Source organism: Streptomyces sp. NPDC097129, assembly GCF_055668065.1.
The window spans coordinates 1-12,406 of sequence record NZ_JBVOQE010000027.1; the positions used below are offsets into that span (position 1 = coordinate 1).

A 12,406-nucleotide genomic window follows, 5' to 3' on the forward strand; every position below is an offset into this window, starting at 1 on the left:
GGTTACATTCCGAACCCGGAAGCTAAGCCTTACAGCGCCGATGGTACTGCAGGGGGGACCCTGTGGGAGAGTAGGACGCCGCCGAACAATTCTTGCAGAAAACCCCGCACCTTATGGTGCGGGGTTTTCTGCGTTTCCGGGGCGTTTACAGTCGTCGTATGCGCTACGAACTGGTCATCTTCGACAACGACGGCGTCCTGGTGGACAGCGAGCCGATCTCCAACCGGCTCCTCGCCGCCTATCTCACCGAGCTGGGGCATCCGACGACCTACGAGGAGTCCATCCGGGACTACATGGGGTCCGCGATGCACCGGATCCATGACCTGGTCCTCGAGAGCACCGGGCAGCGGCTGCCCGACGACTTCGACGACGTCTTCCACGCGCGCGTGTTCGCCGCCTTCGAGCGGGAGTTGAAGCCGGTGGCGGGGATGACCGGCGTACTGGAGAAGCTGGCCGCCGACGGGGTGCCGTACTGCGTCGCGTCCTCGGGGAGCCATGAGCGGATCCGGGTGGGACACCGGACGACGGGGCTGGACCGGTGGTTCGACGACACGCGGATCTTCAGCTCGCAGGACGTCGGGCGGGGAAAGCCGGCGCCGGATCTCTTCCTGCACGCGGCCGAGCGGATGGGCGTGGAGCCGCAGCGGTGTGTCGTCGTCGAGGACAGTCCGCTGGGGGTACAGGCAGCCGTGGCGGCCGGGATGGACGTCCTCGGGTTCACGGCGATGACGCCGGCGGCGAAGCTGGCGGGGGCCACCCAACTCTTCGCCGCACCCGAGCAGTTGGCTGACCTGCTGGTATGACCCGGGCCATGCGGCCGTGCTGACAATTGTCATGCCGAGTCCCGGACGATCGTTTCTACTGGGCGACCCCTCCCGGGCGCGAAGCTGAGTGCATGACGACGACGAAGAACCTCCGGCCGGTCCTCCTGGACGTGGCGGTGCCGCTCGCTTCGTACTACCTCCTCAAGGAAGCCTTCGGGATGAGCACCTTCGCGGCGCTCGCCTGGAGCAGCGTGGTTCCGGCCGTGCGCACGCTGTGGAGCGTCGTGCGGGAGCGGACGGTGAACGGCCTCGCGGGCCTCATCCTCGCCGTGAACGTCGTCAGCCTGGCCCTGAGCTTCGTCTCGGGCGACCCGCGGCTGATGCTCGCCAAGGACGGCGTGGTCAGCAGCACCGTCGGCATCGGGATCCTGGTGTCCGTGGCACTCGGCAAGCCGATGATGACGGCGGGGTTCAAGCCCTTCGTGGTGAAGGGCGACGCGGCCCGGGAGGCCGCCTGGCAGCGGCTGATCGCCGGCTCCGCCGCCTTCCGGCGCGCTGAGCGGGCGTTCTCGCTGGTGTGGGGTGCGGTGCTGCTGGCGGAGTGCGTGGCCCGGGTCGTGGGCGCGTACACCGTGCCGGTGGACACGATGGTGTGGCTGGGCACCGTGCTGGTGGTCGTCACCTTCGGTCTCGGGTTCCTCGTCAGCGGAGGGCTCGCGGTGGAGCCGATGCGGCGGATGCTGGCCGCCGAGGTGGAGGCCGAGAAGGCCGCCGCCCGGCCGGAGGTCGCGGTCGCCGCGTGAGGTGATGCCGCGGTCGCCGCGTGAGGCGGATGCCGCGAGCGCTGCGGTCACCGCGTCCGGCGGTGACCACAGCGCTCGCGGCGTCAAAGGTGAGCGGAATTCATCTTTGGCTGGATCTACCCAGCAGTAGCCCGGGGCCCTACGCTCGCCGCCATGACAGATGTGCTGCGGCGCGGCAGGGCCTCGCTGGCGTTCAGCTTCTTCGCGCAGGGCGTCGCCTTCGCGCTCCTGGTGACGCGCATCCCGGCGATCCAGGACCGCTACGGCATCTCCGACGCCCTGCTGCCGGCCTTCCTGGCCGCCGTGCCGATCCTCGCCGGTGTGTCGAGCGTGACCACCGAGCAGCTGGTGAAGCGGGTGCGGCCGAGCCGGGTGCTGCGCTGGTCGCAGCCGGTCGTCCTGCTGGCGCTGCTCGGGGTGGGGGCGGGGGACCGGCTGGCCGAGGTGGCGGCGGCGCTGGCGGTGTTCGGGCTGGCGGTGGGTGCGCTGGACGCGTCGATGAACATGCTCGGGGTGAGCCTGCAGCGGACGTACGGGCGCAGCATCATGCTCAGTTTCCATGCCGCGTACAGCCTGGGCGGGATTCTCGGGGCGTCGCTGGCCTGGGCCGGGGCGCACTGGCACCTGGCGCTGTGGGTGTCGTATCTGCCGGTCGTGGTGGTGCTGCTGCCGGCCGTGCTGGTGGGGAGCCGGTGGTACGTCGACGGGGGCGGGCCGAAAGGCGTCCAGGAGGTGGGGGAGACCGCGAAGGCCGACGGGGTCGTCTTCAAGGTGCTGTTGCCGCTGTGCCTGGTGATGACGTTCGCGTACATCGGGGACTCGACGGTCTCCAACTGGTCGGCGAAGTATCTGCAGGACGTGCTGGGCAGTTCGGAGCAGCTGGCGACCGTGCCGTACAACGTGTACATGGTGACCACGCTGCTGGGGCGGGCCATCGGGGACTTCGGGGTGCGGCGGTTCGGGGCGGCCGTCGTGGTGCGGGGCGGGGCGATGGTGGCGGCGGCCGGGTTCGCGGTGGTGGCGGTGGCGCCGGGGGCGTGGGTGGGGATGCTCGGCTTCACGTTGCTGGGGCTCGGGCTGTGCGTGCTGGTGCCGCAGACGTTCGCCGCGGCGGGGCGGTTGTTCCCGGGCGGGTCGGACGCGGCGATCGCGCGGCTCAACGTCTTCAACTACGTGGGCTTCCTGATCGGCTCGCCGCTCGTGGGGGCGCTCGGGGACGCGTGGAGCTATCGCGGGGCCATGCTGGTGCCGATGGTGTTGGTGCTGGTGACGTTGGTGTACGCCAGGTCGTTCGCGGCTCAACCGGACCGATACGGTGGCGGGCATGAGCGGCCGCACACAGCTGATGTGGGACGAGGCAGTAACGGGCTATGACTTCGGTCCGGACCATCCGATGGATCCGGTCCGCCTCGCCCTGACCCGGAAACTGGTCGGCGCCTTCGGGCTCGACCGTGAGGTGGACGTGGTGGCGGCGAAGGCCGCCGGGGAGTCGACGTTGCGGCTCGTCCACCGGGAGGACTACATCGCGGCCGTGAAGGCGGCGTCCGCGGATCCCGCGGCGGCCGACCAGTCGTACGGGCTGGGGACGCTGGACGATCCGGCGTTCGCGGGGATGCACGAGGTGTCCGCGCTGATCGCGGGCCAGTCGGTGGGGGCGGCGGAGGCGGTGTGGCGCGGGGAGGCGCCGCACGCGGTGAACTTCACGGGCGGGCTGCACCATGCGATGCCGGCCGGGGCGTCCGGGTTCTGCATCTACAACGACGCCGCGCTGGCGATCGCGCGGCTGCTGGAGCTGGGGGCGGAGCGGGTCGCGTACGTCGATGTCGACGTGCATCACGGGGACGGGGTGCAGGCGGCGTTCTGGGAGGACCCGCGGGTGCTGACGATCTCGGTGCACGAGCATCCGCGGACGCTGTTCCCGCAGACCGGGTGGCCGCAGGAGACAGGGGCGGACTCGGCGGAGGGGTCGGCGGTGAACCTGGCGCTGCCGGCGGGGACCGGGGACGCGGGATGGCTGCGGGCGTTCCACGCGGTGGTGCCGGAGCTGCTCGCGGAGTTCCGGCCGCAGGTGGTGGTGTCGCAGCACGGGGCCGACACGCACTTCGAGGACCCGCTGGCGCATCTGGCCGTGTCGCTGGACGCGCAGCGGGCGGTGCAGGTGGCGTGCCACGACCTGGCGCACGAGTACGCGGACGGGAAGTGGGTCGCGCTGGGGGGCGGGGGGTACGCCGTGGTGGACGTCGTGCCGCGGTCGTGGACGCATCTGGTGGGGATCGCGGCGGGGCGGCCGGTGGAGCCGACGTCCGTGATCCCGGAGTCGTGGCGGCAGGAAGTGTTCGCTCGGACACGGCAGTTGGGGCCGGGGCGGATGACGGACGGGCGGTGGCCGGTGTCGTTCGCCGCGTGGGACGCCGGGTACGACCCCGCGGACCGGCTGGATCAGGCGGTACTGGCCACGCGGCGGGCGGTGTTCCCGCTGCGGGGGTTGCTGGCGTAGGGGAGGCTTCCAGGCTTCCTGGCCGCTGAGCCGCGTGCCCGGGCGCTGGAAGGCCGAAGCGCCGCCACCGTAGCGGCCGTTAGGCCAACCGTGGGCTCTTCTGCCGTTTCGCCGCCCTGTCCGGCCCCCGTCCGTCACCATCGCTGGCGTGGTGTCCGTTGGGGAGCTGCGTGCCCATCTGCTGGCGGCGCGGCTGGCCGGGACCGTGGCCACCTCCCGGGAGGTGAGTCTGCGGAGTTACCGGTTGTTCGCGGCTCGGGACCCCCGGGTGCTGATCGGAATTGATCCGCAGCGACCGTGGACGTCGCGGGACGTGATCGAGCTGATGTCGGACAGGTGCGGTGTTTCGGCCGACCCGCTGCACACTTCCGGGCAGGATGTGATCGATCCGGAGCGCACGCTGGCCGCGCTGGACGCCTTCGCGGAACGGCTCGCGGTCGTCGCCCGGCACCGGGGGAGCGTGCTGTTCGGCACCGGGCACCCGCACCGGCTGCTCGGTTTCTACGCCGCCCTGGCGGACGCCCTGTCGGCGGTGGGATGTGCTGTCCTCACCCCGGCGCAGGGTCGCCGTGTCGACATATTGACCCAGTTCGGTCTACGCACGCACCACCTCGACTACGCGCGAGGAGTCGCGTTGATCCGCGACGGGGGCGCCGAACGCCCCGGTCGTGCGCCCGGCGCGCACACGCACTCGCCTCTCCCGGTTCGTCTCGCGCTGGCCGCGGCGGCCGAGGCCGGCGGGCCGCTGCCGGACCTGGTGGTCGGTGATCACGGCTGGGTCTGCGGGGCAGGTCAGCTGGGGTTCGAGGCCATCGGGCTCGCCGACACGGACGATCCGGCGCTGTTCGTGGGGGAGGCCGAGGGCTCCGTGGCCGTCGTCGTTCCGCTTGACGACGGGGTGCGGGCCGCTCACTACCGCCCGCTGACCCGCTACGTACTCAATCGAGCGTGTCTGTCACAGTAGGACGCTGTTGGGTGCACCTCTTCCCCACTTGCATCACCCGCCCCTAGTCTGGGGAGTGAGCACGCAGCGACGAAGAGTCACCGGAAGGGGAAGCCGGTGACCGTCGAGTGCGGAAGGTTCAGGTGTGTCATGGCTGCTGAGCAGAGGCCTCTGAGCGAGGTTCAGTTCCTTACCGTGGCGGAAGTCGCTGCGGTGATGCGAGTGTCGAAGATGACCGTGTACCGGCTGGTGCACAGCGGTCATCTGCCCGCGATCAGGGTGGGGCGGTCCTTCCGCGTCCCCGAGAACGCGGTTCACGAGTACCTCCGCGAGAGTTATGTGGGGGTGGAGACGGCCTGACGGCGGGCGAAGAGGGAGATCAGCGATCGGTACCGGGCACTTCCGGTCTCCCCGCACCCTCGATTACGACCTCAGCGCTCGGGCGGGTAGGCTAGCCCCTCGTAGGTCGTGTGGGCCCATGGCGCCCAAACACCGAGTGATGAGAAGTGAGCGAGGATAGTCGTGGGCTCTGTTATCAAGAAGCGGCGCAAGCGGATGGCCAAGAAGAAGCACCGCAAGCTGCTGAAGCGCACGCGCGTCCAGCGTCGCAACAAGAAGTGAGCGACGCGAGCAACGCCGCGTAGAGCGTGTGTCTGTGGCCCCCCATCGCACTCGATGGGGGGCTACAGCCATCTCCGCACCACCCGGAGGGCCCCTTCAGGCCCGCGTCACTGTGCTCCGCCCGGCCGTTTGTCGTCACTTCCTGCATCGGGTGGCCATCACAGCGCAACACCGAACCGCTAAGTTGGCGGCAGGCGGGGAACGCGGCGTGACAGGACGTCTGGAAGGAAGGCGCTGATCTTGGGAAAGGTCGTGCTCGTGACCGGAGCGGCCCGTCAGCTGGGCGGCCGCTTCGTACGACGGATCCAGCGTGACCCGCAGGTCGACCGGGTCGTCGCGGTGGACGCGGTGCAGCCCGAGCACCATCTGGGCGGCGCCGACTTCATCCGCGCCGACATCCGCCAGCCCACCATCGCGCGGGTGCTCGCCGAGACCGGCGCCGACACGGTCGTCCACATGGACGTCACCGGCATGGCGCTCGGCGGCGGCAGCCGGGCCACGGTGAAGGAGACCAACGTCATCGGCACCATGCAGCTGCTCGGTGCCTGCCAGAAGTCGCCGACGGTCAAACGGCTGGTGGTGAAGTCCTCCACGAACGTCTACGGCTCGGCGCCGCGCGATCCGGCCGTGTTCATCGAGTCGACCCCGCCGAAGTCGCTGCCCAGCGGCGGCTTCGCGAAGGACACCGTCGAGGTCGAGGGGTACGTGCGCGGCTTCGCCCGCCGCCGGCCCGACGTCGCCGTGTGCGTGCTGCGGTTCGCCAACATCCTCGGGCCCACCGCCGAGACCCCGCTCACCGCGTACTTCTCGCTGCCCGTCCTGCCGACGGTGTTCGGCTACGACCCGCGGCTGCAGTTCGCGCACGAGGACGACGTGATCGAGGTGCTGCGCCTGGCCTCGCACGAGCCGCGCCGCGCCACGCTGAACAGCGGCACCTTCAACATCGCCGGTGACGGCGTCGTCCTGCTCTCGCAGTGCGCGCGGCGGCTGGGCCGTCCCACGGTGCCGTTGCTGCTGCCCGCCGTCACGTGGGCGGGCTCCCTGGTGCGTACGCTGGGCATGACGGACTTCTCTCCCGAGCAGATCCGGCTGCTCACCCACGGCCGGGTCGTGGACACCACGCAGATGCGCGAAACGCTGGGCTTCGAGCCGACGTACACGACCGCGGAGACGTTCGCGGACTTCGTACGCAGCAGGGGGCCGGGCCTGTTGCCCCCCGAGGCCCTTGCGGGGGCCGTCGACCGGATCGCCGCGCTGCCCCTCGCGGGTGGCGGCCACCCCCCGACGCAGAGCGCCAACTGAGGAGCGCAGCAACGATGGCGGACGCCAAGGTCATTCCGTTCGACGACGACCGGTCCCGGGGGAGCGCCGCGCAGCGTCCCGCGCGGCGCCGCGGCGCGGGCAGCCGGCGGGGGAGCGGCGAGCCGGTGCCGGTGCGCGAGATCCGCGACACGCGCGGCGCCCGCGGCAGCCGGTCCGCGCCCGGTACGCCCGCCGCGCAGGAGGAGGCCCCCGTGAGCCCCGAGCCCCGCGCGGACGAGCCGCAGCACTCCGACGGCGGCCTGGAGCGCCGCATCGCGGCCGGTCTGTCCTTCCTGCGCCGCCGCCTCACCGGGGACTACGAGGTCGACGACTTCGGCTACGACGAGGAACTCACCGACCAGGTCCTGATGTCGCTGCTGCGGCCGGTGTACGAGAAGTACTTCCGGGTCGAGGTGAAGGGCCTGGAGAACATCCCGGCAAAGGGCGGCGCGCTGATCGTCGCCAACCACTCCGGCACGCTGCCGCTGGACGGCCTGATGATGCAGGTCGCGGTGCACGACCACCACCCGGCCGGCCGCCATCTGCGTCTCCTGGCCGCCGACCTGGTGTTCGTACTGCCGGTGGTGAACGAGCTGGCGCGCAAGCTGGGGCACACGCTGGCGTGCGCGGAGGACGCCGAACGGCTGCTGGGCCAGGGCGAGCTGGTCGGGGTGATGCCGGAGGGGTTCAAGGGCATCGGGAAGCCGTTCAGCGAGCGCTACAAGCTCCAGCGGTTCGGGCGGGGCGGTTTCGTCTCCACGGCGCTGCGGCAGGGTGCGCCGATCGTCCCGTGCTCGATCGTCGGGGCGGAGGAGATCTACCCGATGATCGGCAACGCGAAGACCCTCGCGCGTCTCCTCGGCTTCCCGTACTTCCCGCTGACGCCGACCTTCCCGTGGCTGGGCCCGCTGGGCGCGGTCCCGCTGCCCACGAAGTGGACGATCCAGTTCGGCGAGCCGATCCTGACGGACGGCTATCCGCCGGAGGCGGCGGAGGACCCGATGCTGATGTTCAACCTGACCGACCAGGTCCGCGAACAGATCCAGCACACCCTGTACAAGCTGCTCGTCCAGCGCAGGTCGGTGTTCTTCTGAAACGTTCCGCCATACGACGGTGGGGGCGCCCCTCGTGAAAGGGGCGCCCCCACCGTCGTCCGGGGCCTAGCCGGCGTCGTCGCCGTCGATGCCGAGGCCGGGCAGGAGGCCCGGGAGGAGCGGCGGGAGCGTGACGTCCGGCTCGGGGATGGACGGCTTGCTCTGTGACGGCGAGGCGCTGCCGGTTTCCTTCGGCGGGTCGAGAAGGCCGCCGGTGTTGCCACCGAGGAGGCCGTCGTCGGTGCCGCCGACGCCGGGTGCGGACTTGCTGGGGCTGCCGGTGCCGGTGTGGTCGCCGGAGTGGGGTTCCCCGCTCGTACCGCTGCTGGGGCCGTGGGACCGGCGGGCGCCGGAGGACCCGGGGGAGGCCGGTCCGCCGCCCGGCCGGCTGCTGTCACCGCCGCCGCGGGTGGCCGGGGGCTGCGGCAGCAGGGACTGCAGCGGGGCGACTTCTTCGTCTATGGCGTCGAACACCGACGACACCTGCTCGCTGACGTCCCCGAGCTGCACGGGCAGCCGGTCGCGCAGCGCACCCCACACCTGGCGGTGCGAGGCGGAGAAGGCCGACAGCGCCTGGATGGGGCCCAGGGAGTCGGGGTCGCGCTCATACGCCTCGTGCAGCAGGCGGTGGCCTTCGGAGGCGTCGTGGGTCATCCCGGACAGGGTGCGCCGGATCTCCCCGAGCGACTCGTGGTCGAGATGCCCGCCGCGACCGCGCTCGAGCAGCCGCCGCGCCTCGCTCAGCCGGGTGGAGGCCTGGTCCAGATAGGAACGGCCGCGCTGGTCGTCCCCTTCCGCCAGGTAGTTGAGCTTGAAGTCCTCGATGCCGCGCTTGAGCCCGTAGAGCCCGTCACCGGGCAGGGCGTCCGAGCTGGCAGCGGCGACTCCGCCGAAAGCGCCGGCCGCAACACCGACGCTGAGCCCGCCCGCGGTGAGCCCCTTGGCCAGCCGCGAGCGGGGACGTAGCTTCCCGAGTGGGGCGCGGTGAGCGCCCCTGGCCCGGTGATTGCGCTGCTCGGGCACGGAAGGGCCCGCCGCCTCGCCCCCCGCGGCGCCCTCTTGCAGCATGGCCTCGAACGCGGCCACGAGCTGGGCTCGCTGGACGACCTTGACCTCCGGGTCGAGCTCCGGCTTGGGCAGCGTGCCGAGACCCGAGGCGAGGGCGACAAGGCGTCCCTGCTCGGTCTGCTCCTCGGCGGCTGGGGCCGGTGCCGATCCTTCGGACTGCTCGGCCGCCGTGCCCTGCCCGGACTGCTCCTCCAGGGCCTGGGCGAAGGCGTTCGCCCGCCGGTGCGCCGATACGTTCGCGATCACTGGCGGCACCTCCTCTCGTCATGACGGTCGACTCCCCAGGGGGTCCTGAGGGTTGCACGCCCCGGCCGCTTCCACACGATCGTGTGATCAGCGTTGGCCTGGGCGTGACCACAGGGAGCCTGCATCCCGCACAACGAGCGGCGTGGCACTTGGGTTACGGACGGCGGATGATCGGATCGGGAAGTCAACGGACGCGAACGTAACGTGACTTGAGCGTCGCTGTGCGTGTTCTGATCAGCGGGCGTCGTCGGGCAGGAGCCGGGCGAGGGTCCGCACGGCTCGGTACTGGAGGGTCTTGATCGCACCCTCGTTCTTGCCCATGACCCGCGCGGTCTCGGCGACGGACAGACCCTGCAGGAAGCGCAGGGTCACGCACTCCTGCTGCTGCGGGTTGAGCCGCCGTACGGCGTCGAGCAGGGCGGCGTTGGACAGCGACTCCAGCACGGAGTCCTCCGGGGAGCGCTCGACCTCGTTGGCGTCGAGCATCTCGCCGGTGGTGACCTCCAGCCGGAAGCGGCTGGACTTGAAGTGGTCGGCGACGAGATTGCGGGCGATGGTCACGAGCCAGGCGCCGAAGTCACGGCCCTGCCAGGTGAACGTGCCGATCCTGCGGAGCGCCCGCAGAAAGGTCTCGCTCGTCAGGTCCTCGGCGGTGGCCTTCCCTCCCACCCGGTAGTAGATGTACCGATAGACGGTGTCGCTGTACTGGTCGTAGAGGCGGCCGAACGCTTCGGCCTCGCCGGCCTGGGCGCGCTCCACGAGGTCCATCATCCGGGCGCTGTCACTGTCCGCCGCGGGACGGCGAGCGGTGGTGGCGCCGGCCGCGCGCGCCCTTCTGCCCACCGCGGCCCCGCCCTCGGCCAGTGCATAGCACGGGCCGACGGGGGTGGCGGTGGCGAATGCGGGGACGGCGTGCGCGGCGGGGACGAGGCCGCGCAGGAGGTTTTGCACCGTTGCGCGCAGCGTAGCCAGGCCCGAGGCGTCAACCCCGACGTGTGGGTACACGGGACTCCCAGAGGCAGAGCTTCCATCACGTGCAGTGCGGGACCTTTCACCCGTCGTAGCGACGGAGGGGTACCGGATTGCGTCTGAGGAGAATAACGCTTCGTGCAGGCACTGCTACACCGAGTTGCTCAAATCATCGATTGCGTCGCTTCTGTAGCCGTTTGACGACTGATCGCGGACTGCCGTCTGAACAGTTGTTGATCGATTCGGTTCGCATTCCGGGTGAGTGCGGGGCGTGTTGTGCTCGCACGCCAAAACGGTGACTGTTCGCTCCGCGGGTTGGGTAGGCCCTCCGGAATGCCCGAATCTGACCCGCCGTGACGCAAGCCGCCCGAGCTTGGCCGCGTCCCCGGCGTTTCGCCTTGGCGGGACCGGACTGCCCGCCCGCAGCGGAGAGGCCGAGGTACCCGCCACGACGTTGTCGCACCCGCGTACGGCACCAAAGGGGCGCGGGGCTGTGTCGATGTGCGGCTCCGCCGCGTGGGCGCGACCAGCCACCACTCACCCGCAGGCGAACGGCTACCGGCGCCGCCGGTGCAGTGCGATCGCCGCCGCCGTGCCGCCCGCGACCGCTCCCACTCCCGCCGCCGCCGGGATGCCGACCTTCGCCGCCTTGCGCCCCGTGCGGTAGTCCCGCAGTCGCCAGTCGTGCTCACGTGCGTGACGCCGCAGCTTCGCGTCCGGGTTGATCGCGTACGGATGCCCCACCAGCGACAGCATCGGGATGTCGTTGTGCGAGTCGCTGTACGCCGCGCATCGCGTGAGGTCCAGCCCTTCCGCCGCGGCCAGCGCCCGTACCGCCTCCGCCTTCGCCGGCCCGTGCAGCGGCTCGCCCACCAGCTTGCCGGTGTAGACGCCGTCCACCGACTCCGCGACCGTGCCCAGCGCACCGGTCAGCCCGAGCCGCCGGGCGATCACCTGCGCGATCTCCACCGGTGCCGCCGTCACCAGCCACACCTTCTGCCCGGCGTCCAGGTGGGCCTGCGCCAGCGCCCGCGTACCCGGCCAGATCCGCTCGGCCATGTACTCGTCGTAGATCTCCTCGCCGATGGACTTCAGCTCGGAGACCCGGTGGCCCTTGACGATGGACAGCGCCGAGTCGCGCGCGTCCTGCATGTGCTCGGGGTCCTCGACCCCGGCCAGCCGGAACCACGCCTGCTGCCAGGCGAACCGGGCGAGGTCGCGCGTCTCGAAGAACTTCCGCTTGTACAGCCCCCGCCCGAAGTGGAACAGTGCCGCGCCCTGCATCACCGTGTTGTCCAGGTCGAAGAACGCGGCGGCGTACTCGTCGCCGAGCACGGGAAACGCCGGCTGGGACGCCGGCGGGGACACCGGCTCTTGCAGCGGAGCCTCCGGCGCGGACTTGCGCGCGGCCTCCGCCGAGGCCTCGCCTGCCAACACGCTCCGCGCCGTGGCGGAGCGCCTACGGGGAGTGAGCCATCCGAGAGCGGCCATGGCGTGAGCATAACGAGTCGGTCCGGCGGTTTTCGGAGCCGAAGGGTTGGAACCCTGTGAACTCTGCGGGGCCAGGCCGTTAAACCCAGCGCCGCGCGACAATGGCGGGCATGAGCCCCCTCTTCCGCCGCCGCCCCCACCGCGCCCCCGAGGGCCGTCTCGTCACGCTCGTCCGCAAGCCCGGCTGCCATCTGTGCGACGACGCGCAGCAGGTGATCGAGAAGGTCTGCGGCGAGCTCGGCGTCCCCTGGGAGCAGAAGGACATCACGCAGGACCAGGACCTGCACGACCGGTACTGGGAGCAGATCCCCGTCGTCCTCGTCGACGGCGAGCAGCACACGTTCTGGCGCGTGAACGAGCAGCGGCTGCGTACCGCACTGACCGAGTAGTTCAAGACCGTACCGAACGTCGCTTAGGATCGATGCGGTTTGGTCTCGGGGGCGGGATTCACGAGGAGTGAGCCGGTTTTGCCCCCACGTAGCACGCGACATAAAACCCGCGTGAGCCCGGTCACGTTGGCCGGGCAAATCGGACACCATCTTTGTGCACGCGTTCACAAAGACATAGCCTGCTGTCGACGGGGCGGTCTGGGGACGTACGACCGCCCA

Annotated in this window: 13 protein-coding genes and 1 rRNA gene; 11 read left to right on the plus strand and 3 right to left on the minus strand. The window is 70.8% G+C overall.

Translation table 11 applies throughout. The features are described from left to right. The 10 genes from rrf to AC0B9F_RS37340 all read left to right on the plus strand — a co-directional run. Positions 1-87 (plus strand): 5S ribosomal RNA (rrf, locus tag AC0B9F_RS37295); the annotation flags it as partial. Between the two features lie 71 nt (positions 88-158). Further along, complete coding sequence (locus tag AC0B9F_RS37300) at positions 159-803, plus strand: HAD family hydrolase (protein ID WP_472010197.1); 645 nt, start codon at positions 159-161, stop codon at positions 801-803. Between the two features lie 92 nt (positions 804-895). Beyond that, positions 896-1,567 (plus strand): VC0807 family protein, encoded by a 672-nt coding sequence (locus tag AC0B9F_RS37305; protein WP_472010199.1) that lies wholly within the window; start codon positions 896-898, stop codon positions 1,565-1,567. A 153-nt stretch (positions 1,568-1,720) separates the two neighbouring features. Further along, positions 1,721-2,941: an MFS transporter gene (locus AC0B9F_RS37310; protein ID WP_472010201.1), complete on the plus strand. Its 1,221-nt coding sequence runs from the start codon at positions 1,721-1,723 to the stop codon at positions 2,939-2,941. Further along, the gene (locus AC0B9F_RS37315) at positions 2,892-4,064 is read left to right on the plus strand and encodes an acetoin utilization protein AcuC (RefSeq protein WP_472010203.1); all 1,173 of its coding nucleotides are present in this window, start codon (positions 2,892-2,894) and stop codon (positions 4,062-4,064) included. The genes AC0B9F_RS37310 and AC0B9F_RS37315 overlap by 50 nt, the downstream gene beginning before the upstream one ends. A gap of 148 nt (positions 4,065-4,212) precedes the next feature. After that, the gene (locus tag AC0B9F_RS37320) at positions 4,213-5,028 is read left to right on the plus strand and encodes a phosphatase (RefSeq protein ID WP_472010205.1); all 816 of its coding nucleotides are present in this window, start codon (positions 4,213-4,215) and stop codon (positions 5,026-5,028) included. A gap of 129 nt (positions 5,029-5,157) precedes the next feature. Continuing rightward, positions 5,158-5,367 (plus strand): helix-turn-helix domain-containing protein, encoded by a 210-nt coding sequence (locus tag AC0B9F_RS37325; protein ID WP_181139929.1) that lies wholly within the window; start codon positions 5,158-5,160, stop codon positions 5,365-5,367. Positions 5,368-5,529: 162 nt separating this feature from the next. Next, positions 5,530-5,628, plus strand: a complete 99-nt coding sequence (locus tag AC0B9F_RS37330) for a 30S ribosomal protein bS22 (RefSeq protein WP_003948845.1) — start codon at positions 5,530-5,532, stop codon at positions 5,626-5,628. Positions 5,629-5,868: 240 nt separating this feature from the next. After that, positions 5,869-6,930 carry an NAD-dependent epimerase/dehydratase family protein gene (locus AC0B9F_RS37335; RefSeq protein ID WP_472010207.1) on the plus strand — a complete coding sequence of 354 codons (1,062 nt, stop codon included), beginning with the start codon at positions 5,869-5,871 and terminating at the stop codon, positions 6,928-6,930. A 14-nt stretch (positions 6,931-6,944) separates the two neighbouring features. Continuing rightward, entirely contained in the window at positions 6,945-8,024 is a 1,080-nt protein-coding gene (locus tag AC0B9F_RS37340; protein WP_472010209.1) for a lysophospholipid acyltransferase family protein, read from the plus strand. Between the two features lie 66 nt (positions 8,025-8,090). On the opposite strand, the gene AC0B9F_RS37345 is transcribed toward AC0B9F_RS37340, so the two are convergent. From AC0B9F_RS37345 to AC0B9F_RS37355, 3 genes are all read right to left on the minus strand, one after another. Continuing rightward, positions 8,091-9,338: a DUF5667 domain-containing protein gene (locus AC0B9F_RS37345; protein ID WP_472010211.1), complete on the minus strand. Its 1,248-nt coding sequence runs from the start codon at positions 9,336-9,338 to the stop codon at positions 8,091-8,093. Positions 9,339-9,572: 234 nt separating this feature from the next. Then, positions 9,573-10,343, minus strand: a complete 771-nt coding sequence (locus tag AC0B9F_RS37350; protein WP_472010213.1) for an ECF subfamily RNA polymerase sigma factor, BldN family — start codon at positions 10,341-10,343, stop codon at positions 9,573-9,575. A gap of 519 nt (positions 10,344-10,862) precedes the next feature. Beyond that, positions 10,863-11,798, minus strand: coding sequence for an HAD family hydrolase (locus AC0B9F_RS37355; protein ID WP_472010215.1), 936 nt, complete (start codon positions 11,796-11,798; stop codon positions 10,863-10,865). Between the two features lie 101 nt (positions 11,799-11,899). On the opposite strand from AC0B9F_RS37355, the gene AC0B9F_RS37360 reads away from it, so the two are divergent. Next, entirely contained in the window at positions 11,900-12,187 is a 288-nt protein-coding gene (locus tag AC0B9F_RS37360) for a glutaredoxin family protein (protein WP_472010217.1), read from the plus strand. Positions 12,188-12,406 lie beyond the last annotated feature (219 nt).

Bases quoted from the DNA above. Each gene is read 5' to 3' on its own strand.
- AC0B9F_RS37300 (WP_472010197.1), top strand. From the start codon at position 159: ATGCGCTACGAACTGGTCATCTTCGACAACGACGGCGTCCTGGTGGAC.
- AC0B9F_RS37340 (WP_472010209.1), top strand. From the start codon at position 6,945: ATGGCGGACGCCAAGGTCATTCCGTTCGACGACGACCGGTCCCGGGGG.
- AC0B9F_RS37310 (WP_472010201.1), top strand. From the start codon at position 1,721: ATGACAGATGTGCTGCGGCGCGGCAGGGCCTCGCTGGCGTTCAGCTTC.
- AC0B9F_RS37315 (WP_472010203.1), top strand. From the start codon at position 2,892: ATGAGCGGCCGCACACAGCTGATGTGGGACGAGGCAGTAACGGGCTAT.
- AC0B9F_RS37305 (WP_472010199.1), top strand. From the start codon at position 896: ATGACGACGACGAAGAACCTCCGGCCGGTCCTCCTGGACGTGGCGGTG.
- AC0B9F_RS37355 (WP_472010215.1), bottom strand. From the start codon at position 11,798: ATGGCCGCTCTCGGATGGCTCACTCCCCGTAGGCGCTCCGCCACGGCG.
- AC0B9F_RS37360 (WP_472010217.1), top strand. From the start codon at position 11,900: ATGGCGGGCATGAGCCCCCTCTTCCGCCGCCGCCCCCACCGCGCCCCC.
- AC0B9F_RS37325 (WP_181139929.1), top strand. From the start codon at position 5,158: ATGGCTGCTGAGCAGAGGCCTCTGAGCGAGGTTCAGTTCCTTACCGTG.